Raw genomic sequence first — 22,683 nt, forward strand, 5'->3', positions numbered from 1 at the left:
CCCGCCGGCAAGGTGGGGTGGGTCGCTTGGGTGGTGTTGTCGTCGATCAGGCCCGCAAGGCCTATGGAACCGTCGCCGCGCTGAAGGGCGTGTCCCTGACCATCGCGCCCGGGGAATTCCTGGCGCTGGTCGGCCCGTCCGGCTGCGGCAAGACCACCCTGATGCGGGCCATCGCGGGGCTTGAGGCGCTGGACGCCGGCCGCGTGATGTTTGGTGCCGATGACGTCACCGCCCGCCGCGCCGCCGATCGCGACGTGGCGATGGTGTTCCAGAACTACGCGCTCTACCCGCATCTGACGGTGTTCCAGAACATCGCGGTGCCGCTGGTGATGCGGCGGCTGAATGCCTGGCAGCGGCTGCCCCTGCTCGGCCCCCTGCTGAGCGGCGGGGCGCGCGAAAAAATCGCCGCCGATGTGCGGGGTGCCGCCGAAAGCCTGGCCATCGGCCATCTGCTGGCGCGCAAGCCGGGGCAATTGTCGGGTGGGCAGCGGCAGCGCGTGGCGCTTGGCCGCGCCATCGTGCGCCGCCCGCGCGTCTTCCTGATGGATGAACCGCTGTCCAACCTCGATGCCTCGCTGCGGACCGAGACGCGGCGCGAATTGGTCGACCTGCATCGTCGCGTCGGCGCCGCCACGATCTACGTCACCCACGACCAGTCCGAAGCCATGACCATGGCCGACCGGGTCGCGGTGATGATGGCGGGCGAAATCCTCCAGGTCGGGACGCCGGAGGCGATCTATGCCGAGCCCGCCGACCTGCGCGTCGCGGGTTTTGTCGGCAGCCCGCGCATCAATGTCCTGGACGCCGACACGGGTCCCGATGGGCGTGTGCTGGTGGCGGGCTGGGACACCGGGCTGCAGGGCCTGGGCGCGACCCACTATGCGGTGCGTCCGGAATCGCTGGTCCCGGCCGCCGATGGCCTGCCCGTGCGGCTGGAACACATCGAATTTTTGGGCGAATCGCTGCTGCTGCACACGCGGCACGAGCCGACCGGCGCGGCCTTGGTGGCGCGGCTGGAACCCCAGGCGCGCAAATCGCTCGAACGCGGCCAGGCGCTGCACCTGCGTCCGCTGCACGGGCTGCTGTTCGGCGCCGACGGCCGCCGCGTCCGCAGCCTGGCGCGGAGCCCCGCCCTTGTCTGACCCGGCCCTGTCCCTGCCGCGTCGGACGTCCTCTGGTGAGGCGCTGGCCGGCTGGATGCTGACCGGCCCCGCCATCCTCGCCTATCTCACGATGCTGCTGGTGCCGACCCTGGCGGTGGTCGTGCTGGCCTTTACCGATTTCGAACTGGGGATGCCCGGCTTCCGCTGGGTCGGATTCGACAATTTTGCCGCCCTGCTCACGGATCGCACGGTCGCGGCGTCGGTCCGCAACACCGCGCTTTATGTGGCGATCGTGACGCCGGCCTCGATCCTGGCGGGGCTGGGGCTGGCCTTGCTGATTGAGGCGGGCTTGCGTGGAAAGATCTTCTTTCGCGCGGTGTTCTTCCTACCGGTGGTGTCGCTGATGGTGGCGATGGCGACCGCGTGGCAATACCTGTTGCACCCGACCATCGGGCCGGTGAATGCGCTGCTGCGCATGATCGGCATCGCCGGGCCGAACTGGCTCGGCAGTTCGGATTGGGTGCTGCTGTCGCTCGGTGCGATCGGCGTGTGGGAGAACGCCGGCTTCAACATGGTGCTGGTGCTGGCGGGGCTGACCGCGATCCCGCGCGAATTATATGCGGCGGCGGAGGTCGATGGCGCGCGCTCGGCCTGGGCCAGGTTCCGCCTGGTCACCTGGCCGCTGCTCGGCCCGACCATGCTGCTGGTCACCACCATCACCACCATCCGCAACATCCGCACCTTCGACACCGTGGCGACCCTGACCCAGGGCGGGCCGAACAAGGCGTCGGAGATGATCGTCTGGACTATCTACCAGGAAGGATTCTCGTTCCTGCGCATGGGCTACGCGGCGGCGCTGACCGTCGTGTTTCTTCTGGTCGTGCTGGCGGTGATGCTGGTGCAGACGCGGATCATCGAGAAGCGGACGCATTATTCATGAAGGCGGCACCACGCCTGATCCTGTTGTCGCTGCTGGCGATGCTGGTGCTGCTGCCCTACCTGTGGATGGTCTCGGTCAGCCTGAAGCCGCGGTCGGAGGTTTTTGCAGCCACGCTGTCGCTGATCCCGCAGGATTGGGCGGTCGTGCAGAACTATGGCCGCGTGCTGCGGGAAATCCCGATCGGGCGCTATTTGCTGAACGGCGTATTCGTCTGCGGCGCGATCCTGGCGTTCCAGCTCGCCTTCGCCATTCCCGCCGGCTACGCGCTGGCGAAACTGCGGTTTCCGGGGCGGGGGGCCTTGTTCGCCTTTGTCATGCTCGGCTTGCTGGTGCCGGCGCATGTGCCGGCGATCCCGCTGTATATCGCCGCGGCGCAGACCGGGCTGCTGAACAGCTACACCGCGCTGATCGCGCCTTTCACCATCTCGGTCTTTGGCATTTTCCTGTTCCGTCAGTTTTTTCGCGCGATGCCGGATGAATTGCTGCATGCCGGGCGGATCGACGGGATGGGCGAAATCTCCATCGTGTTCCGCGTCGTGCTGCCGAATGCCTGGCCGGCGGCGACCGCCTTCGCGATCTTTTCGGTCGTCGCGCATTGGTCGGATCTGTTCTGGCCGCTGATCGTGGTGAACCAGGGCGATCTCTACACCCCGGCCCTCGGCGTGTTGTGGTTCCGTGCGGAGGAAGCGGGCGATGACTACGGCGCGCTGATGGCCGCCGCCGTGATGGTCACGACCCCGCTCGTCGCCGCCTTCCTTCTCGCCCAGCGCCGCTTCATCGAAGGCATGACGATGAGCGGGCTCAAGGGCTGATCACCTCCCAATCCCTTCCTGGAGATACCGCCATGACCGAAAAATTCGCTCCCACGCGGCGCATGCTGATGCTCAGCAGCGGCTTGCTGGCCGCGCCCAGCATCGCGCGCGCGCAGACCGTGGCGATCACCGCGCATTACGCCATGCCCGCCATCTTCAAGGCGGCGCAGGATGCTGTGCTGGACGCCTTCCACGCCAGCCAGTCCGCGGTGCGCGTGACCTACACCAACCCGACCCCGACCTATGAGGATGGCGCGCAACTGCTGCTGCGCGGTGCCGCCACCAACCAATTGCCCGACGTGACCTTCCAGGGCCTGAACCGCATGCGGCTGTTTGCCGAACGCGGCATCACGCGCGACCTGCGGCCCTACCTGGCGGCCGAGGGCAACCCGGCCGCGCTCGGCTATTCGCAGCCGATCCTCGACATCGGGTTCCAGGGCGGCCAGCAGGCCGGTCTGCCCTTCGCCATGTCCAACCCCATCGCCTATTACAACGTCGATCTGTTCCGCCGCGCCGGGCTGAACCCCGATGCCTTCCCGACCACCTGGGACGGGGTGATCGAGGCGTCCCGGCGCATCAAGGCGCTGGGCGATGGCAATGAGGGCATGTTCTTCAAATGGCCGGGCGACGACTGGATGTTCAGCGCCCTGCTGTTCGGCTTCGGCGGCGACATGCTGACGCCGGATGAGCGCGAGGTGGCCTTCACCGGCGCCGAGGGCCTGGCCTCCGTCCGCCTGCTCGACCGCATGGTCAAGGAAGGCGGCATGCCGAACTTCGCCGGCACCGCCGATCTGCAGGCCTTCGCCGCCGGCAAGCTTGGCATGATGTTCCGCACCACCGCCCAGGTGCGCGGCATTTCCGAAAGCGTCGGCCGCAACTTCGAACTGCGCACCACGACCATGCCGGTGATCGACCCGGTGCGTGGGCGCCTGCCGACCGGCGGCGCGGGGGCGATGATCGCGGCGAAGGACGACACCCGCGCACGGGCCGCCTGGGCCTTCGTGAAATTCGCGACCAGCGCCGAGGGCACCAGCCTGATGGTTCGCAACACCGGCTATGTCCCGACCAACCAGATCGCGATCGACAATCCCCGCTACCTGGGTGATTTCTACCGCGACAACCCGCTGTTCCAGCCCGCCACCCGCCAGGTCGGCATCATGAAGCCCTGGTATTCCTTCCCGGGTGCCAATTCCGTGCGGGTCACGCAGGTGATGGTGGACAACCTGGCCCGCATCGCCGAACAACGCGCCACGCCGGAACAGGTCCTGGCGGATATGGGGACCGAGGTCACCCGCCTGCTGCCGCGTCGCTGATCGCCCATCGGGCCGGGTGCGGCGCAAGCGCCCGGCCCCCTTTCGGAACAGATCCATGACCTTTCGCATCGCGCAGATTTCCGACACCCATCTGTCGCCCGACCATCCGCAATTCACCGCCAATTTCCGCCGCCTGGCCGCGGCGGTGGTCGCGACCGCCCCCGACCTGGTGATCCATACCGGCGATATCTCCCTGGATGGCGCCGATCGTGAGGCCGATTTCACCCATGCCGCGGCCGAACACGCGGCGGCTTTCGCGGGCCTGCCCTGGCGCGTGCTGCCGGGCAACCATGATGCCGGCGACAACCCGGCGGCGGGCGTGCGCCAGCCCGCCGATGCGGCGCGTCATGCCCGCTGGTGCGCGGCCTTCGGCACCGACCGCTTCGTGGCCGATGTTCCCGGCTGGCGCCTGCTGGGGCTGAACGCGCTGATCATGGGTGCCGATTTCCCTGAGGCCGAGGCGCAATACGGCTTCGCCGCCGAAGCCGCCGCCGGCACCGATGGCCGGTCGCTGGCGCTGTTCCTGCACAAGCCGCTGTTCCTGGACGAACCTGCCGAGAATGCCCCGGGCTATTGGGTCGTGCCCCATGCGCCGCGCCAAAGGCTCTTCGCCGCCCTGGCGCCGACCCCGCCGGTGCTGGTCGCCTGTGGCCATGTCCATCAGTTCCGCGACCGCGACCTGGCCGGCGCGCGCCATGTCTGGGCGCCGGCGACCTCCTTCATCGTGGGCGATACCTGGCAGGAATCCTTTGGCACGAAGGTGCTGGGCTGGGTCGAACATCATCTGGAACCGGATGGGCGGTTCGACAGCCGGCTGCGGACGGTGGATGGCCTGGCCCTGCACGACATCGGGGCGATGCCCGGCGTCTATGGTCCGATGAAGCCCCTGGCGGGCTGACGCGCAACCACACGTCGTCCCGGCGCCCCGCGGGCTTAATGCTGTTTTAAATCGTGGTTATTGCAAAGCACATTTTTATGTGTCCTTTATCGGCCTGGCGCAGACGCCACGCGCAGGCCCCTTTCCGTACTTGCGCGAAGGAACCACGGACCAGCACCCTCGCATCCGGAGACAGGACGCATGATCGCCAAGCCCTTCCCCCGCCGGGGCCTTCTCGCGGCCACCGCCGCCATCGCCGCCGCCGGCGATGCGATGGCACAGGCCGCGCCCACCCTGCTGAACGTCAGCTACGATCCGACGCGCGAGTTCTACCGCGAGTTCAACACCGCCTTCGCCGCGCACTGGGCCGGGCAGGGCCATCCGCGGCCCGCGATCAACACCTCCCACGGCGGATCCGGGCGCCAGGCGCGCAGCGTGATCGATGGCCTGGCCGCCGATGTGGTGACCCTGGCCCTGGCCTATGACATCGACGAGATCGCCGAGCGCGGTTTCATCGCCCGCGACTGGCAGCAGCGCCTGCCGAACAACAGTGCGCCCTATACCAGCACCATCGTGTTCCTGGTCCGGCGCGGCAATCCGAAGGCCGTCCGCGACTGGGGCGACCTGCTGAAGCCGGGGGTGTCGATCATCACGCCCAACCCAAAAACCTCGGGCGGGGCGCGCTGGAACTACCTGGCCTTCTGGGCCTGGGCGCTGCGCCAGCCGGGCGGCACCGCCGCGACGGCGGAACAGGCGACGGCGCAGCTTTACCGCCAGGTACCGGTGCTCGACACCGGCGCGCGGGGTGCCACGACCACCTTCGTGCAGCGCGGCCAGGGCGATGTCTTCCTGTCGTGGGAGAACGAGGCCCATCTGGCCTTGCAGGAATTCCCGCAATCCGGGCTGGAAATCGTCTACCCGCCGCTGTCCATCCTGGCCGAGCCACCCGTCGCCGTGGTCGACCGCAACGTGGACCGTCGCGGCACGCGCACGGTGGCCGAGGGCTATTTGACCCACCTGTACAGCGACCAGGGCCAGACCATCGCCGCGAAGCATTTTTATCGCCCGCGCAACGCGGCGGTGTTGCGGGCCAATGCGGCGCGCTTCCCGGCCATCGACCTTGTCACCATCGACACGGTGTTCGGCGGCTGGGCCGACGCACAGCGCACGCATTTCAACGATGGCGGCGTCTTCGACCGCATCTACCGGCCCGGACGGTGACCGCGACCCTGGCAGTCCCGCGCGTCAAAAGCCGGCGGCGGCAGGCGCTGCCGGGGCTCGGGCTTTCGCTGGGGGTGACGTTTGTCTGGCTTGGGCTGATCGTGCTGATCCCGCTGGCGGCCTTGGTCATCAAGCCGTGGGAACTCGGCATCGCCGGGGTTCTGGCCGTGCTGATGGAACCGCGGGTGCTGGCCGCGTTCCGCCTGTCCTTCGGGGCGGCGCTGGTGGCCGCCTTGGTCAGCGTGCCGCTTGGCGTGGTCTTCGCCTGGGTGATCACGCGCTACCGCTTTCCCGGGCGGCGCCTGCTGGATGGGCTGATGGATTTGCCCTTCGCCCTGCCCACGGCCGTGGCGGGGCTGGCGCTGACGGCGCTCTTCGCACCGAATGGCTGGCTGGGCGCGCCGCTGATGTCGGCCTTTGGCTGGAAGATCGCCTATACGCCCTGGGGTGTCGTCGTGGCGCTGATCTTTGTCGCATTGCCCTTCATCGTGCGCACGGTGGAACCGGTGCTGCGCGACCTCTCGCTCGATGCCGAGGAAGCCGCCGCCACGCTTGGCGCCACCCGGGCGCAGACCATTTGGCGCGTCGTGCTGCCCGCGCTGCTGCCGGCGACGATCACCGGCTTCTCGCTCGGTTTTGCACGCGCGGCCGGTGAATACGGCAGCGTCATCTTCATCGCCGGCAATATGCCGATGGTCAGCGAGATCGCGCCCCTGCTGATCGTGGTGAAGCTGGAACAATTCAACTACGCGGCGGCGGCGGCGATCGGGCTGGCCATGTTGGCGCTGTCCTTCGTCATCCTGCTTTCGCTGAACCTGTGGCAGCGCAGCCTGCGGCGGGGGCGCTGATGGGCGGTTCGTTCCGCCCCGCCGCGGCCGACCCCGCCTGGCTGCGCTGGCTGCTGGTCGCGCTCGCCTTCGGCCTCGCGATCCTGATCTTCGTCATGCCGCTGGCCGCCGTCTTGGCCGAGGCGCTGCGGCGCGGTTGGGAACCAGCCCTGGCCGCCATCGTCGAGGAAGATTCGCGCGCCGCCATCCGCCTTTCGCTGCTCGTCGCCGCCATCGCGGTGCCGGTGAACATGGTCGGCGGCGTCGCCGCGGCCTGGGCGATCGCGAAATTCGATTTCGCCGGCAAGCGGTTGCTGACCACGCTGATCGAATTGCCCTTCTCCGTCTCGCCGGTGATCTCGGGGCTGGTCTATGTGCTGTTGTTCGGCGCGCAGGGCGCCTTCGGGCCATGGCTGATGGACCACGACATCCAGATTATCTTCGCCCTTCCGGGCCTCGTGCTCGCCACGATCTTCGTCACCTTTCCCTTCGTCGCGCGCACGCTGATCCCGCTGATGCAGGAACAGGGGCGGGAGGAGGAGGAAGCGGCGGCGACGCTCGGCGCCAGCGGCTGGCACATTTTCTGGCGCGTGACCTTGCCGAATGTGAAATGGGCGCTGCTTGGCGGCGTGTTGCTGTGCAACGCGCGGGCTTTGGGCGAATTCGGCGCGGTCTCGGTCGTGTCGGGCCACATAAGGGGACAGACGAACACGATGCCATTGCACGTCGAGATATTGTACAACGAGTACCAGTTCGTGGGCGCCTTTGCGGTGGCGGCGCTTTTGGCGCTGCTCGGTCTGCTGACACTCGGCGCCAAGTCCCTGCTTGAGGCGCTGTCCGGGCGCCCGATCGGAGACGCGGCATGACGGTATCCGGCATGATGGATATGGCATGACAGTCGACGTGATCGATGCGGTCCGACGGTTTGGCGAGGCGCGGGCGCTGGAAGGCGTGTCGCTGAGCCTGGCGGTGGGCGAATTCGCCGCGGTGCTCGGTCCCTCCGGGTCGGGCAAGACCACGCTGCTGCGCATTCTCGCGGGCCTGGATTTCCCCGACAGCGGCCGCGTGCTGATCGCCGGGCGCGATGTCGCCCAGGTGCCGGCGCGCGAGCGCGGGGTCGGCGTGGTGTTCCAGCACTATGCCCTGTTCCGGCACATGACGATCGCCGAGAACGTCGCCTTCGGGCTGCGTGTGCGGCCACGCAACCTGCGCCCCGCCGCGGCCGAGATCGACCGTCGCGTGCGCGACCTGCTGGACCTGGTGCAGATCCCGGAACTCGCCAAGCGCTACCCCAGCCAGATTTCCGGCGGCCAGCGCCAGCGCGTGGCGCTGGCCCGGGCGCTGGCGATCGAGCCGCACCTGCTGCTGCTGGACGAACCCTTCGGCGCGCTGGATGCGCTGGTGCGCAAGGACGTCCGCCGCTGGGTGCGGGGGTTGCACGACCGGCTCGGCATCACCTCCATCCTGGTCACGCATGATCAGGAGGAAGCGATGGAGATGGCCGACCGGGTCGCGGTGATGGAACGTGGCCGCGTCGTGCAATTCGCCGCCCCGCAAACCCTGCTGGATTCACCCGACAGCGCCTTTGTCGCCGGATTCCTGGGGGAGGCGACGCGGCTGCCGGGGGCGGTTCTGGGCGGGCGGCTGGCCTGCCCCCGCATCGGCCTGGTGGACGCTGCCGTGGCCCTGCCCGACGGGCCGGCCGAGGTCTTTGTCCGGCCGCATGAATTGCTGATCGGCCCGGCGGGTGCCGGACCGGGCCTGGGCGTCGTCCGCTTCGTGCGGCCGGAGGGGGCCGGGGGTGCCAGGGTCCTGGTGGACCTGGAGGGGCAGAGCATCGAGGGCAGCCACGACCCGGCCGTGGCGACGCCCATCCGTGGCCAGGCCTGCCGGGTGACGGTGTTGGCGGCGACGGTTTTTGGTGGGTCGGGCGGGCGCTACCGGCTGGTGCGCGGGCGGAATGGCGGCGACGCGGCCCCCGGCAGGCCTGCCGGCTTCGGCGCGCCGGTGCGCGACCACAGCCTGCAGCCCTGATCGTCCAGGCGTTGCCGCCTGACCGGATGATACGTCAGCCGGTGTGACGCCCGGTGGCCAGGCGCTTCGCATTCACCGCGACGCGCCGCTGCGCCGGGCGCATCGCCGCCGCCGCGACCACATCCGGCCGCGACCCCACCGCCATGGCGGCCACGGCCCCCATCATGCCGGCGGTGAAGGCGCGCTGCTTTTCATCCACCATGTCCGCCAGGCGGGCCGAGGCGTTGATCGGGTCGCCGGCCAGCGAGGCGCTGCGCATGGCGAAGACCCAAGTGGCCTGCCAGGCGAACATCCCGAAGGAGAGAGGGTCCATCCGGGGGCTCAGAGGGCCGCCAGGATGGCTTCGGCGGTGCTGACCTCGAACCCACCAGGGGCTTCGACCGCGACATGGGCGACCTTGCCGTCGCGCGCGATCAGGGCGAAGCGCTGGCAACGGACGCCAAGGCCACGCGCGGTCAGGTCGAGTTCAAGCCCCAGCGCCTTGGTGAAGGCGGCCGAGCCATCGGCGATCATGACCACCTGGCCGGTGATCCCCTGGTCCTTGGCCCAGGCCGCCATCACGAAGGGGTCGTTGACCGCCATGCAGGCGATGGCATCGACGCCCTTGGCCTTCAGCGCCGCCGCCTGGGTGACGAAGCCCGGCAGATGCTTGGCCGAGCAGGTCGGGGTGAAGGCGCCCGGCACGCCGAACAGCACGACCGTCTTGCCGGCGAAGAATTCCGCCGTGTCCAGCCCCTGGGCGCCTTCCGGCGTCGCCTGCTGGATGCTGACCGCGGGAACGGCATCGCCCACTGAAATGGTCATTGATTGTATCTCCGACATATATCGGTTGATGTAGAACGACATCGCTATGCTGTCACGTCCTTGCGAACCCAGCCCCGTGTCCCCAAGATCAATCCCATGGCACGCAGAGCACGAGAAGGTGAAATCCCGGAGGGGTTCCGAGTAGAGGCACGCCGGTCGGCTTCGGGTGATGGCGGGATCGGCGGCGGCTACCTGGGTGGCCAATTGCTGATCGCCATGCCGGGCATGGCCGATCCACGATTCGCCCAGTCGCTGATCTGCCTCTGCGCCCATTCGCCGGATGGGGCCATGGGCATCGTGCTGAACAAGCCGCTGGAAGACCCGTCGTTCGAGGATTTGCTGAAGCAACTCGACGTCGCCCCGACCCCGCCGGCACGGCGCATCCGCCTGCTGGCCGGCGGCCCGGTCGAGGGCGCGCGCGGCTTCGTCCTGCACACCGCCGATTGGTCCAGCGAAGGCAGCCTGCATGTCGGCGGCGAATGGGCGCTGACCGCCAGCGTCGATATCCTGAAAGCCATCGCCGAGGGCGGCGGCCCGCGCGAAGGCGTGCTGGCGCTGGGCTACGCCGGCTGGGGCCCGGGGCAGTTGGAGGATGAGATCCACCAGAACGCCTGGCTGAACGTCACCCCGGACGAGGCTTTGCTGTTCGACCCCGACCACGACGCCAAATGGCGCCGCGCGCTGCGCAAGCTGCGGGTGGACCCGCTGTTGCTGTCGGGCGTGGCCGGTCGCGCCTGATTTCGCGGCCCGGTTAACCGGGCAGTGGTGCGGATCGTGATAACTGTGCGTGCAATCGGCCCCGGTCATTGCACCCCAGGTTGCCGGCGCCGTAGCCTGACCCATCGGCCAATCGCCCGGAGCCAGACATGACAGCGCGTATCCGCCTTCTTGCCATCCTGGCCGCGACAATCGTGATTGGCGGCGTCGCGGCCCAGCAGGCACCGGTTCCGGCCCTGGCGCCCACCACCCCGGGCGATACCCTCCCCGGCATCACCAGCGCCCCCGGCGCGGATGAGGTTGCCCGCGGCCATTACCTGGCGCTCGCCGCCGATTGCATGCCCTGCCACACCGGCCCGGGTGCAAAGCCCTTCGCCGGGGGGCTGGCGCTCGACACGCCCTTCGGCAGCGTGCTCTCCCCCAACATCACCCCCGATATCGCGACCGGCATCGGTGGCTGGTCCGAGGCGCAGTTCTGGGGCGCCTTGCATGACGGCGTCGGCCGGCGGGGCGAAGACCTGTATCCGGTGATGCCCTTCACCTCCTACACCGGCATGACGCGCGACGACGCGCGGGCGATTTTTGCTTATTTGCGTTCGCTTGAGCCGGTGCATGCTCCGCGCCAGCCGAATGGGCTGGCCTTTCCGTTCAGCATCCGCGCGACGCTCGGGTTCTGGCGCGAATTGTTCTTCCGCCCTGCGGCCTTCGTGGCCGACCCGGCCAAGAGCACCGATTGGAACCGCGGCGCCTATCTGGTGAACGTGCTCGGCCACTGCGGCGAATGCCATACGCCGCGCAACATCATGGGCGCGGTCGAACCATCCCGCGCCTTGTCCGGTGCCGTGGTGGACGGCTGGTTCGCGCCCAATATCTCGGGCAGCACCACGGCCGGGATCGGCGGCTGGACGGTCGATCGCCTGACCGCCTGGCTGCGCACCGGCAACGACACCCGCAAGGGCAGCGTGTTCGGCCCGATGCAGGAAGTGGTGGGCCACAGCCTGTCGCAATTGAACGACGCCGATGTGCGGGCCATCGCGACCTACCTGACCTCGACCGCGCCGCAGCGGCCGGGTGTCGCGGCATCGCCGCACCTGACGGGCGACGAGGCGCGGGCGGGGGCTGCGCTCTACAGCCAGAATTGCAGCGGCTGCCACCAGCCGCAGGGCGCCGGCATCCCGGGCGCCATCCCGCCGCTGGCCGGCAACCAGGCGGTGGCGGCCGCGGCCCCGAACAATGTGGTGCAGGCCATGCTGAACGGGTTGCCGGCGGCCAGCGGGCTGGGTGCCATGCCGTCCTTCGCCGCGGCGCTGGACGACGCGCAGATGGCGACCCTGGCCAATTACGTCCGCAACACCTGGGGCAATACAGGCCGGGCGGAGGCGACGCCGGCGCTGGTCGCCTCGCTGCGCGCCGCCGCGACGGTCAGCCCGGCGGGGACCGAGGCGGCGCGGGCGCTCTGCCCCGCCGTCAACCCCATGTCGGGGGCGGTCGGGGCGACCAGCCTGCCGGATGGGGCGGCGGCGCTGATGCGGGGCAGCGACAGTTATGACCTGCTGAACCGCACCGATCTGTTGCTGCGGACCCTGCGGCGGGACAACCCGACCGCCAGCGGCGGCGACCTGACGGATGCGCTGATCGGCGCCTATTGCCCGGCCGTGGCGAATGACCCGACCCTGTCGGCCGACGACAAGCGGTCGCGGTTGGCGTTGTTCCGGTCGAACGTGCTGGCAGGCATCGCGGCGCTGCCGGTGGCGGCGCCGCGCTAGACCGCGATGCGTTCGCATTCGCTCACGTATCGCGGTCTAGCTTGTTGTTTTGTCGCGTGATTCAGCCCTGCGGCGCATTCGCGCCTACGGCCATCACGCGCTAGGTTTCGCCCACGGGCTGTCGGCGAAAGCCGCGCGAGCCAACGCCGAACCGCTTGCGGAGGGCGCGCGAGAACGCTGCAGCCTCGGCGTAGCCACGCCCGGTCGCGATCTCGCCGATCGGATTCTCGCCAGCCTCCAGCAGCAGGCGCGCGCGGCCAAGCCTTTCCTCGTCCCGCAATGTGCTGAAGGAGGCGCCTTGCAGGGCCAGCGCGCGTTGCAACCCGCGGCGTGACGACCCCACGCGATCGGCGACGAAGCCGAGATCGGCGCAGACGCGGCGGGCATTCAGCACGAGGCAGCCGGGGATGGGATGGGTGGCGCGCGAGGGTCGCCCGGTGGAGGAGATCAGGCCTGGCGACGTGGTCTGGTTCGAGCCGGGTGAGATACACTGGCACGGTGCCACCGCCACCACGGCCATGACGCATATCGCGATCGGCGAATTGCTGGACGGCAAGAGCGTCGACTGGATGGAGCATGTGACGGAGGCGCAGTATCGCCGCGGGGCATCGCAAGAAACCCGGTAGAGCGACGGCGTCTTCCCCGGAGGCCACTGTGTTTCGCCACTGGTGCGTCCGCGCACATTCATGAATCCAGAACATAGGCCTATGCGGATTTTCCGACCTAATCGGCGCCAGCGTCGCGCGATAAGGTTACGGGAAGTCAATGCCGGATAGGCCGTGGAGATATGAATGGCGATCATGCGGGTCAGCGCGGGCGCGTGCCGGACAGGGTTTATGCGCATCGCAATCCTGGCAGCCGCTGCGATCTTGCCGAACCTCGCCTCCGCGCAGGATGTCGCAGCCGGGGAGCGTCTGTTCCGCACACGCTGTGCGTCCTGCCACGCGGTGCAGCCGGGCCAGAACCGGATCGGGCCGCATTTGGACGGCATCATTGGCCGCAGGGCCGGCGGCGTTGACGGCGCGCGCTATTCGCAAGGCATGCGCAACCTGGATGCGGCCTGGGATGCGGCGAACCTGGATGCCTTCCTTGCCAATCCCCGCGGCGTCGTGCCGGGCACGACGATGACGGTCGCGGTGCCGAGCGCCGCCGACCGGACCAATATCGTGGCCTACCTGCAGGGTTTGACGATATCCAACTGACCGGACCCACCGACTTTCCCGCAACGCATCACCCTCAAGCTGGGAGCGCGAGATGACAAAGCTCAACGTCAACGGGGCGATCATGGAGGTCGATGTCGAAGATGACACGCCTCTTCTCTGGGTCATTCGCGAACACCTGGGTCTCACGGGCACCAAGTACGGCTGCGGCGTCGCGCAATGCGGCGCCTGCACGGTGCATATCGACGGTGTCGCACAGCGTTCCTGCGCACTGCCGATCAATGCGATCACCGAGGAGCAGAAGATCGTCACCATCGAGGGGCTGGGCGCCGGCGGGCGCCATCCCGTGCAGCAAGTCTGGGCCGAGCTGGATGTCGCGCAATGCGGCTACTGCCAGGTCGGCATGATCATGGCGACCGCCTCCCTGCTGGCGCAGAACCCCGCGCCGACCGACGAGGATATCCGTGCCGAGATCAGCAACATCTGTCGCTGCGGCACCTATGGCCGCGTGCTCGCCGGCGTAAAGCTCGCCGCCGAGCGCATGGCCACGAACCGGGGCTGAGGGAGAATCCGATGACGACGCAAGCGCAGTTCGATACATCTGGCGGCCCTGTTCGTCCGTCGCGCCGTGGGGTCCTGGCTGGGATCGGCGCGGTGGCCGGTGCCTTCAGCTTCGGCTTCGGCATCCCGACGCCGGGGCGCGCGATCGCCCAGGGTGCTGCCACGCCCGAGGTCAATGCCTGGGTGGTGATCCAGCCCGACGAGACCGTGGTGATCCGCATTGCCCGCGCCGAGATGGGGCAGGGCTCGCTCACCGGCCTCGCGCAACTGGTCGCCGAGGAACTGGAATGCGACTGGGACAAGGTGCGTTTCGAACTGGTGAAGCCCGGTGAGAACCGGCGCCGCGACCGTGTCTGGCGCGACCTGTCGACGGGCGGTTCGCGGGCGATCCGCGGTTCGCATGACTATGTGCGCATGGGCGGTGCCGCCGCGCGTGCCATGCTGGTGCAGGCAGCGGCGCAGGGCTGGGGCGTGGCGCCCGGGACCTGCACGGTCGCCAAGGGCGTCATCACCCATGGCGCGAGCGGGCGTTCGACGACCTATGGCGCCGTCGCCGCCGCCGCGAACCGGATCACGCCGCCGGCTTCGGTGACGCTGAAGGACCCGAAGGATTGGACGATCGCCGGCCAGCCGCTCAAGCGCCTGGACACGCTCGACAAGCTGGATGGCTCGCTGGTCTATGGCATGGATTTTTCCATGCCGGGCATGCTGGTCGCGGTGCCGAAGGCCTGTCCCGTGCATGGCGGGAAGCTGACCAGTTTCGACGCCGCGGCCGTGTCGGGCATGCGCGGCGTGCGCCATGTCCTGCGTGTCGATGACGAGACGGTGGCGGTTGTCGCCGATACCTTCTGGCGCGCCAAGACCGCCCTCGACGCCTTGCCGATCGTCTGGGACGAAGGGCCGGGCGCCCAGGTGTCCAGCGAGACCATCGCGGCCAGCCTGCGCGAAGGGCTGAGCGCGGACACGCCGTTCATCGGCAACCGGACCGGTGACGCCAAGGCGTTGCTGGGCCGCGCCAGCCGCGTGATCGAGGCCGACTACAGCTTCCCCTACCAGAACCACGCGCCCATGGAGGTGCTGGCCGCCACCGTGCGCTGGACGCCGGAGCGCTGCGACGTGTGGGGGCCGACCCAGGTCGCCGAAGCGGCGCTGGCGACGGTGGCCACCGCCGCGGGCCTGCCCGCCGAGGCCTGCGAGGTCCACAACATGCGCATCGGCGGCAGCTTCGGCCGGCGGCTGTCCACCGACTACATGCGCATGGGCGTGCTGATCGCCCGGCAGGTTCCGGGCACGCCGGTGAAGATGATGTGGACGCGTGAGGAGGATATGGCGCAGGGCCGCTTCCATCCGGTCACGCAGTGCCGCTTGCGCGCGTCGCTGGATGCGCAGGGCGATGTCGAAGCCCTGCACATGCGAATTTCCGGCCAGTCGATCGCGACCTTTGCCTATCCGGGTCTCATCACCGCCAATGGTGATCCCCTGGTCTTCCAGGGCCTGGTGCCCGGCGGTGCGGAGATGGCGATCGGCTACACGATTCCGAACCTGCTGATCGACCACGCGATGCGCAACCCGCATATCCGACCGGGTGCCTGGCGCGGCGTGAATCTCAACCAGAACGCCGTCTACCTGGAATGCTTCATCGACGAGTTGGCCCATGCCGCCGGCGCCGATCCCCTGGCGTTTCGCCGCAAGCTGATGGCCAACCACCCCAAGCATCTCGCGGTGCTTGAGGCCGCGGCGGCGGGCATCGGCTGGGGCACCGCGCCCGCCCCGGGCGTCCATCGCGGCCTGGCGCAGATCATGGGCTTCGGCAGCTATGTCGCGGCGGCGGCCGAGGTATCGGTCACCGGTGGCGTGCTGAAGATCCATCGCATCGTCGCGGCGACCGATCCCGGCCATGTGGTCAATCCGCAGCAGGTCGAGGCGCAGATCGCGGGGTCGTTCGTCTATGGCCTTTCCGCCATGCTGCATGGCGAGTGCACGGTGAAGGACGGGCGGATCGAGCAGCAGAACTTCGATACCTACAACGTCATGCGCCTGGACGAGATGCCGGTGGTGGAGGTGATCACCATCCCCTCCGGCGGCTTCTGGGGAGGGGTGGGCGAGCCGACCATTGCCGTCGCGGCGCCCGCCGTGCTGAACGCGCTCTTCGCCGCCACGGGCAAGCGCGTCCGCAACCTGCCGCTGAAGAACACCGATTTGCGTTCGAGCAGCTGATGCCTGGCCTTGGCGTGACCGTGGTGATGACGTCGGAGGCGGATGTGCCGCGTGTCCGGGGCCAGGCCACCATCGTCTCGCCCTGCGCCCGGTGAAGCCGGCCGCAGTGTCGCCGGGTCAGTTCATCTCGATACCCATCTGCCGGATCAGCGGCGTCCATCGTGCGACTTCGCTGCGGTACAGCGCCGTGGCGGCATCCGGCCCCTCGGGGTCGCCGATCACGCCTTCGCCCGCCAGGCGATCGCGCACGGCCTGGGTCGTCATGGCATGCGCGATGGCCGCGGCCAGGCGGTCCACGATCGGCCTGGGCGTGTTCGCGGGCGCCACGATCGCCGCCCAGTTGGAATACTCATAATCGCCAAAGCCCTGTTCGCGGATGGTCGCGACATCCGGCAGCAGCGGGCTGCGTTGCAGGCTGCTCATGCCGATGGCCGGGATGCTGCCCCCGCGCACCTGGCCCGCGACCGAGGAGATCGTCGTGAACATCGCGTCCAGCCGGCCCCCCATCAAATCGTTCAGCGCCGGCGCCGTGCCGCGATAGGGCACGTGCAGCATGTCGACGCCGAGCGTCTGCCACAGCATCTCCGACGCGATATGCGTGCCGCTGCCCTGGCCCGCCGTTCCGAAGGAGAATTTGCCCGGCTCGGCCTTGGCCCGTCGCACGAGGTCCTGCACGCCGGTGAAGCGCAGCGCCGGGTTGACGATCAGGATATTGGGCTGACGCCCCGTCACCGAGACTGGCGCGAAATCGGCGATGACATCATAGGGCAGGCGGCGGTTCATGCCCGGTTGGAAGGTCAGGCCCAGCCCGCTGTACAGCAGCGTGTAGCCGTCGGGCGCCGACTTCGCCACGAAATCCGTGCCGATGATCGTCCCCGCGCCGCCGCGATTCTCGACCACGACGGGCTGGCCCAGGACGCTCGCCATGCCATCGGCGATCACGCGCGCGATCAGGTCCGTGCCACCCCCCGGCGCGAAGGGGACGACCAGGCGGATCGGCCGGTCGGGATAGGCCTGTGCCGACGCGCGCCGGGCCGCTAACAGCCCGACCGCGCCCGTCAGGACCGCGCGACGGGCGACGCCCGCCGGCGACGAGCGCAGCAGGAAGGCCCGCAGTTTTTCCGCGACGAGATCAGGCGCCTCGAGCAGGATCGAATGCCGCAGGTCCGGCAGGATGTGCAATTCCGATCCCGCGATCCTGTCGTGCATCAGCCGCGCCATGCGCGGGTTGGATCCCTGGTCGCATTCACCCGTCATGACGAGGGTCGGCTGCGTGATGCGCGGCAATTCATCCGCAAGGTCGCTTGTCGCCAGCACGCGATAGGCCGCGGCGTAGCTCGGCTTGTGATTGGACGCGATGCGTCGCTTGCGGTTCGCGACGACCTCCGGATGCGCCGCCTGGAAGGCATCCGTGAACCAGCGCGACACCGATGCCTCGGCGTGGCTGGTCGGCTCCCTGCTTTCCAATGCTTGCAGCCGGACGAGGACCGCGGCCCGTTCCTGTTCGCTGCGCCCGGAGACCCCGCTGACCATCGCAAGCCGTCGCGTCCGGTTGGGATAGTCCAGGGCGAGGCGCTGGGTGATCAGCGCGCCGAGTGAAAAACCCATGACGTCGGCCTGTGCGAAGCCGACATGATCCATGAGTTCCACGAGGTCGGCGGCGAAATCCGCCAGGTCATACGGACCCGGAACGCGCTCCGACTGGCCATGTCCACGCAGGTCGTAGCGCAGAATGCGGAAGCCGTCGCCGAGCCGTTCCGCCACGGCGTCCAGATCCTCAAGATCGCTGCCCACGCCGTGCACGAGCACGAGCGGCAGCCCTCTGCCGGACAGCCGGTAGCGGCTCCGCAGCCGTGCGCCATCGAAGAATGAATCGGCGGTCATGCAGGCAGCACTCCATCAAGGCGAAGGAACACCCACTTCGAACCACAAATTCGCCCAATGCAAGACAGCCGAGGCCGTGACTACGCGGCGGCGTAATCCGCGTCGGTGACCGGTTCCATCCAGGTGACCGTCGCGCCGTGCCAGTGGCGCACGCCCGGCGGGATCCTGACGACGTCGCCGGCGAGCACCATTGAGGGCGGATGGCCGGGTTGCCCCACTTAGGTGAAGAAGACCGCACCATCACAACCTGACGCCAAACGATTGCCACCCGCTTTGGCATATCACCTGATCGAACGCCGAGCCGTATTGCCCGAAGCATACGGAACCGAACGATTGCCCAACGCAGCACTGGCGATGCCGCGCGCCATTGGGAGCCGCCGCGCCGCAGCAGCCACACATATAGAACCGATGAATGCGTCCCGCTGGAAAGCTAATTGGACGTGGCGCCGCCCCCTCGGCATCAAGGCGTCGCCCATCATGGAGAGATGGGCGGGACGGCACGATTTGTCGGGGTCAAGGCATTGGAGGCGGGCACGCTGGCGATGAATTGGCTGTCACGCCCTCGCTTCAAACGCCCATCGCCAGCGCCGCGCGCCAGACATCGCGCCATGGAGACGTCCATCCAGATGAGGCAGCGTGATACCGGTCTCTACGACTTCCTCCCCTATAATGACCGGCCCATGATTGCGTGGCCAGGCGGCGCACGCATCGCCGTATGGGTTGTGCCGAACATCGAATTCTACGAATTCGATCCACCTCGCGGCGCCATTCGGCAGCCTTGGCCGCGTCCATCCCCTGATGTTCTGAACTACGCAATGCGGGACTACGGAAATCGCGTGGGCCTGGGCCGGATGATGGAGGCGATGCAGCGTTTCGGAATCCGCGGATCGGTCTCGCTCAGCGTCGCGGTTTGCGATCATTTCCCGGACATCATCCGGGACTGTCGCGCGCTCGGTTGGGAATTTCTCAGCCACGGGATCTACAACACCCGATACCTCTACGGCATGTCGCCGGAGCAGGAACGGCAGATCATCCACGACACGCGCGACAGCATCGAACAACACACCGGACAGCGGCTTGATGGCTGGCTCTCGCCGGCCCTGTCCAACACCGAGCACACGATCGAACTGCTGGCCGAGGAAGGCATCCGCTACACGATGGATTTCTTCCACGACGACCAGCCGACACCGCTGAAGACCAGGAGTGGTCGGCTCATGAGCCTGCCCTACTCCTGGGAAATCAACGACGCCCCCAGCTTCAAGAGCTGGAACATGACCCCGGCCGATTATGGCGACATGGTGAAACGCCAGTTCGACCAACTCTACGCCGAAGGCGCCGAAAGCGGCACGGTCATGGGCTGGCCGCTGCATCCCTTCAACCTCGGGCAGCCGCATCGCATCGCCATGTTCAACGAGGTCCTGGCCCATATCACCTCACATGACGGCGTCTGGTTGGCGACTGGCCGCGAGATCGCCGATTGGTACGACACCCATTGCTACGACGCCTTCCGCGGCCATGCGGTGGTCTGACGCGTCATGACAATGCCTGACGAATACCTGCAGTACCCGCACCGCCGAGCCGGTATGGACCAGAGCTTCTACGAACATTCGCGGCTGTTCGAACGTCCGGCCCAGGCCTGGCCCGGCGGCGCGCCGGTGGCGCTGTGGATCACCGTGCATTTCGATTTCTTCCCGATGGACACCCAGCCGGGGCCGGTCTCACCGATCGGCGGGATGGAATTCGCCTATCCCGATTATCGCGTCTTCACCTGGCGCGACTATGGCAACCGTGTCGGTGCGTATCGCGTGATGAAGGTGCTGCGGAAGCACAATCTCAAGGCCTCGGCCGTGTTCAATTCCGCGGTCGCCGAGCGCTATCCACGGCTGCTTGCCGATGTGCTCGCGGCAGGGTGGGAGGTCATCGCCGGCGGGGTGGACATGGGCCGCCCGCTGCATGGCCGGCTGGAGGCCGCGGAAGAAATCGCCATCATCGACGAATCCCTGTCCACCCTGCGCCGTATGAGCGGCCAGCCGGTGCGGACGTGGCATTCGCCGGCCCATTCGGAATCCTTCGATACCCTGCACCGCCTGCGTGAACGCGGCGTGTTGCATGTGGCCGATTGGGTGAATGACGACATGCCATACCGGATGAACACCCGGCATGGCGCGATGCTCTCCCTGCCGCTCGCCAGTGAATGGGCGGATGACTATCTCATGTCCCAGCAGCACATGACGCCGCCGCAGTACCAACGGCAATGCATGGATGCCTTCACCGCCCTGAAGGCAGAGGCCGCCACGCGCGGCGGGCGCGTCCTGTCACTGCCGCTGCATCCATGGATCATCGGCCAGCCGCATCGCATCGCCACGCTCGACCACCTGCTCGGCGATATCCTGAAGGCGCAGGACACCTGGTCCGCGACGGCCGAGGATCTGGCCACGCATTTCCGCTGACGATGACGCCGCTTTTCGTTTTCGACTTACCAACCCAGGCCGAGCTGGCGGGATCAGATCATGCGCTTCGCGAATAAGTCCGTCATCGTCACGGGCGCCCAACAGGGGATCGGCGCCGCCATCGCCATCGCCTTCGGTGCCGGGGGTGCGAAGGTCGCCATCAACTGGCTGGACGACCGCATCGCCGCCGAAGCGGTGGCGCGCGCGGTCAGCGAAGCGGGCGGCACGCCCCTGCTCGTTCACGGCGACATCGGCGATCCAGACGCCTGTCGCGCGCTGGTGCGGGAAGCGGCCGACGCATTCGGCGGCGTCGATGTCATCATCAACAATGCCGGCGTCTATCCCCGCGTGTCGGTGCTGGAGATGGAACCGAAGGACTGGAATGTCGTGCAGGATGTGAATCTGCGCGGCACATTCTTCTGCGGCCAGGCCGCCGCCCGCGTCATGATCGCCAGTCAATCCAAGGGCGCCATCATCAACATGTCGTCGGGTGCCGTGCGCGGTGCCGTTCGCGGCGCGCATTATTCGGCGACCAAGGGCGGCATCGTCAGCCTGACCCGCAGCATGGCGCTGGAACTGGCCCAACACGGTATCCGGGTGAACGCCGTCGCGCCCGGGCTGACCGATACCGCACAGCCAAGGTTCGGCATGACCGAGGCGGATCTGCAGAGCGCAGGCGATGCGATCCCACTTGGCCGACTGGCACAGCCGAACGACATCGCCGACGTCGTTCTGTTCCTGGCCAGCGAAGAATCCCGCTTCATCACGGGCGAAACGGTCCAGGTCAACGGAGGCAGCTACATGGGTTAACCGCCGCCCCAACCTTCGCCTGTTGCTGAATGCAAACTGAAAGGATCGACGACAGATGGATATCGGTATCTTCCTGCCGACCGGAACGCGCGGCTACCTGATTTCATCCACCGCCCCGCTGAACGAACCGACCTACGACCTGAACCATTATGTCGTGACGCAAGCCGAGCGCTATGGCTGCGAGTTCGCGCTGTCGATGGTGAAGTTCCGCGGCTTCGGCGGCGAATCCCGCTACTGGAACGGCGCGTTGGAACCCTTCACGCTGATCTCCGCCCTGGCTGCGGTCACCAGCCGCATCCGCCTTATCTCCACCGCGTCCAGCCTGGTGATGCCGCCGGCCGTGGTCGCGCGCATGGCCGCGACGATGGACAGCATCGCGCCCGGCCGTTGCGGCATCAACGTCGTGACTGGCTGGCAGAAGGCCGAATATGCGCAGATGGGCGCCTGGCCGGGCAACATCCATTTCGACAACCGCTACGACTACGTCACCGAGTATGTGGAGGTGATGCAGCAGTTGTGGCGCGATGGCCGCTCCGATTTCCGCGGCACCTATTTCCAGATGGACGACTGCCGCCTGGAACCGCAGCCCGCCAACAAGATCGACCTGGTGATGGCGGGCGGCAGCGCGCGCGGCCTCGATTTCGCGGCGAAGTATTGCGACTACAACTTCTGCTCCGCGCCCGGCACCATCAACCAGCCCGAGGCCTGCGAAGGCCCGACCGCCCGCCTGAAGGCGGCCGGTGGCAAGTACGGCCGTGACCTGAAGGCTCTCGTGCGTGTCTCGGTGATCGCGGCCGCCACGGATGCCGCGGCCGAGGCGAAGTGGGACCTTTATCGTCGCGGCACCGACACCGTCGCCCTCGCCTGGTCGAAGGAGCAGGCCGAAACCAACCAGGCCGTCGTCGATCCGCATTCGACCGGCGCCAGGTTCGTCAACAATGCGGGTGAGTCCGCCACACCCACCTCGGCCATGAAGCTCATCGGCTCCTACGCGACGATCGCCCGGCACCTCGACACCATGGCGAACGTGCCGGGCCTCGCGGGGGCGATGCTGTCCTTCGATGACTTCCGCGAGGGCATCGACCAGTTCGGCCAACACATCCAGCCGCTGATGGCCAGCCGCGCAAGTCAGGCGGCAAGCGCCTTCGCCACGACAGGGTGAAACCAGAATTCTCGCAGGACCGACA

Annotated in this window: 23 protein-coding genes; 19 read left to right on the forward strand and 4 right to left on the reverse strand. The window is 67.9% G+C overall.

Annotation, left to right across the window (positions count from 1 at the left end):
- The first annotated feature begins 17 nt into the window (after positions 1-17).
- The 9 genes from ACQW02_RS27200 to ACQW02_RS27240 all read left to right on the forward strand — a co-directional run bounded on the left by ACQW02_RS27200 (position 18) and on the right by ACQW02_RS27240 (position 9,127).
- On the forward strand, positions 18-1,142 hold the full coding sequence (locus ACQW02_RS27200; RefSeq protein WP_431283042.1) for an ABC transporter ATP-binding protein: 1,125 nt from the start codon (positions 18-20) through the stop codon (positions 1,140-1,142).
- A complete protein-coding gene (locus ACQW02_RS27205) occupies positions 1,135-2,043 on the forward strand; it encodes a carbohydrate ABC transporter permease (protein ID WP_431283043.1) in 909 nt (302 codons plus the stop codon). Before ACQW02_RS27200 ends, ACQW02_RS27205 begins: the two co-directional genes overlap by 8 nt.
- Positions 2,040-2,855, forward strand: coding sequence for a carbohydrate ABC transporter permease (locus ACQW02_RS27210; protein ID WP_431283044.1), 816 nt, complete (start codon positions 2,040-2,042; stop codon positions 2,853-2,855). Before ACQW02_RS27205 ends, ACQW02_RS27210 begins: the two co-directional genes overlap by 4 nt.
- A 32-nt stretch (positions 2,856-2,887) precedes the next feature.
- On the forward strand, positions 2,888-4,168 hold the full coding sequence (locus ACQW02_RS27215) for an ABC transporter substrate-binding protein (RefSeq protein ID WP_431283045.1): 1,281 nt from the start codon (positions 2,888-2,890) through the stop codon (positions 4,166-4,168).
- A gap of 55 nt (positions 4,169-4,223) precedes the next feature.
- The gene (locus tag ACQW02_RS27220; protein WP_431283046.1) at positions 4,224-5,066 is read left to right on the forward strand and encodes a metallophosphoesterase family protein; all 843 of its coding nucleotides are present in this window, start codon (positions 4,224-4,226) and stop codon (positions 5,064-5,066) included.
- A 180-nt stretch (positions 5,067-5,246) separates the two neighbouring features.
- Positions 5,247-6,266 carry a sulfate ABC transporter substrate-binding protein gene (locus ACQW02_RS27225; protein WP_431283047.1) on the forward strand — a complete coding sequence of 340 codons (1,020 nt, stop codon included), beginning with the start codon at positions 5,247-5,249 and terminating at the stop codon, positions 6,264-6,266.
- A complete protein-coding gene (cysT, locus tag ACQW02_RS27230) occupies positions 6,263-7,114 on the forward strand; it encodes a sulfate ABC transporter permease subunit CysT (RefSeq protein ID WP_431283048.1) in 852 nt (283 codons plus the stop codon). The genes ACQW02_RS27225 and cysT overlap by 4 nt, the downstream gene beginning before the upstream one ends.
- A gap of 95 nt (positions 7,115-7,209) precedes the next feature.
- Positions 7,210-7,959: a sulfate ABC transporter permease subunit CysW gene (gene cysW, locus ACQW02_RS27235; protein WP_431285982.1), complete on the forward strand. Its 750-nt coding sequence runs from the start codon at positions 7,210-7,212 to the stop codon at positions 7,957-7,959.
- Positions 7,960-7,984: 25 nt separating this feature from the next.
- Positions 7,985-9,127: a sulfate/molybdate ABC transporter ATP-binding protein gene (locus ACQW02_RS27240; RefSeq protein ID WP_431283049.1), complete on the forward strand. Its 1,143-nt coding sequence runs from the start codon at positions 7,985-7,987 to the stop codon at positions 9,125-9,127.
- Between the two features lie 34 nt (positions 9,128-9,161).
- Here the strand turns inward: ACQW02_RS27240 and ACQW02_RS27245 are convergent, their stop codons facing one another.
- A complete protein-coding gene (locus ACQW02_RS27245) occupies positions 9,162-9,440 on the reverse strand; it encodes a hypothetical protein (RefSeq protein WP_431283050.1) in 279 nt (92 codons plus the stop codon).
- Positions 9,441-9,448: 8 nt separating this feature from the next.
- Entirely contained in the window at positions 9,449-9,931 is a 483-nt protein-coding gene (locus ACQW02_RS27250; RefSeq protein WP_431283051.1) for a peroxiredoxin, read from the reverse strand.
- Positions 9,932-10,027: 96 nt separating this feature from the next.
- On the opposite strand from ACQW02_RS27250, the gene ACQW02_RS27255 reads away from it, so the two are divergent.
- Both ACQW02_RS27255 and ACQW02_RS27260 read left to right on the forward strand, forming a co-directional pair.
- The gene (locus tag ACQW02_RS27255) at positions 10,028-10,669 is read left to right on the forward strand and encodes a YqgE/AlgH family protein (RefSeq protein WP_431283052.1); all 642 of its coding nucleotides are present in this window, start codon (positions 10,028-10,030) and stop codon (positions 10,667-10,669) included.
- A 128-nt stretch (positions 10,670-10,797) separates the two neighbouring features.
- Positions 10,798-12,414, forward strand: coding sequence for a c-type cytochrome (locus ACQW02_RS27260; protein WP_431283053.1), 1,617 nt, complete (start codon positions 10,798-10,800; stop codon positions 12,412-12,414).
- A gap of 100 nt (positions 12,415-12,514) precedes the next feature.
- Here ACQW02_RS27260 and ACQW02_RS27265 read toward each other — a convergent pair whose 3' ends face one another.
- The gene (locus ACQW02_RS27265) at positions 12,515-12,808 is read right to left on the reverse strand and encodes a helix-turn-helix domain-containing protein (RefSeq protein WP_431283054.1); all 294 of its coding nucleotides are present in this window, start codon (positions 12,806-12,808) and stop codon (positions 12,515-12,517) included.
- 22 nt (positions 12,809-12,830) lie between these two features.
- Here ACQW02_RS27265 and ACQW02_RS27270 point away from each other — a divergent pair, with 22 nt between their 5' ends.
- The 4 genes from ACQW02_RS27270 to ACQW02_RS27285 all read left to right on the forward strand — a co-directional run bounded on the left by ACQW02_RS27270 (position 12,831) and on the right by ACQW02_RS27285 (position 16,352).
- Positions 12,831-13,040, forward strand: coding sequence for a hypothetical protein (locus ACQW02_RS27270; protein WP_431283055.1), 210 nt, complete (start codon positions 12,831-12,833; stop codon positions 13,038-13,040).
- 165 nt (positions 13,041-13,205) lie between these two features.
- Entirely contained in the window at positions 13,206-13,616 is a 411-nt protein-coding gene (locus ACQW02_RS27275) for a c-type cytochrome (protein WP_431283056.1), read from the forward strand.
- Between the two features lie 52 nt (positions 13,617-13,668).
- Positions 13,669-14,136: a (2Fe-2S)-binding protein gene (locus tag ACQW02_RS27280; protein WP_431283057.1), complete on the forward strand. Its 468-nt coding sequence runs from the start codon at positions 13,669-13,671 to the stop codon at positions 14,134-14,136.
- A gap of 11 nt (positions 14,137-14,147) precedes the next feature.
- Positions 14,148-16,352, forward strand: coding sequence for a molybdopterin cofactor-binding domain-containing protein (locus ACQW02_RS27285; RefSeq protein ID WP_431283058.1), 2,205 nt, complete (start codon positions 14,148-14,150; stop codon positions 16,350-16,352).
- 117 nt (positions 16,353-16,469) lie between these two features.
- Here ACQW02_RS27285 and ACQW02_RS27290 read toward each other — a convergent pair whose 3' ends face one another.
- Positions 16,470-18,236 carry a tripartite tricarboxylate transporter substrate-binding protein gene (locus ACQW02_RS27290; protein WP_431283059.1) on the reverse strand — a complete coding sequence of 589 codons (1,767 nt, stop codon included), beginning with the start codon at positions 18,234-18,236 and terminating at the stop codon, positions 16,470-16,472.
- Between the two features lie 440 nt (positions 18,237-18,676).
- Here ACQW02_RS27290 and ACQW02_RS27295 point away from each other — a divergent pair, with 440 nt between their 5' ends.
- From ACQW02_RS27295 to ACQW02_RS27310, 4 genes are read left to right on the forward strand one after another with little or no spacing between them, the layout of a single operon-like run.
- The gene (locus ACQW02_RS27295; RefSeq protein ID WP_431285983.1) at positions 18,677-19,765 is read left to right on the forward strand and encodes a polysaccharide deacetylase family protein; all 1,089 of its coding nucleotides are present in this window, start codon (positions 18,677-18,679) and stop codon (positions 19,763-19,765) included.
- A gap of 6 nt (positions 19,766-19,771) precedes the next feature.
- Entirely contained in the window at positions 19,772-20,686 is a 915-nt protein-coding gene (locus tag ACQW02_RS27300; protein ID WP_431283060.1) for a polysaccharide deacetylase family protein, read from the forward strand.
- A gap of 60 nt (positions 20,687-20,746) precedes the next feature.
- Positions 20,747-21,496: an SDR family NAD(P)-dependent oxidoreductase gene (locus ACQW02_RS27305; protein WP_431283061.1), complete on the forward strand. Its 750-nt coding sequence runs from the start codon at positions 20,747-20,749 to the stop codon at positions 21,494-21,496.
- A 55-nt stretch (positions 21,497-21,551) separates the two neighbouring features.
- Positions 21,552-22,658, forward strand: coding sequence for an LLM class flavin-dependent oxidoreductase (locus tag ACQW02_RS27310; RefSeq protein WP_431283062.1), 1,107 nt, complete (start codon positions 21,552-21,554; stop codon positions 22,656-22,658).
- The last annotated feature ends 25 nt before the right edge of the window (positions 22,659-22,683 follow it).

It is taken from the genome of Humitalea sp. 24SJ18S-53 (genome assembly GCF_050632385.1).
Lineage (GTDB): Bacteria > Pseudomonadota > Alphaproteobacteria > Acetobacterales > Acetobacteraceae > Humitalea.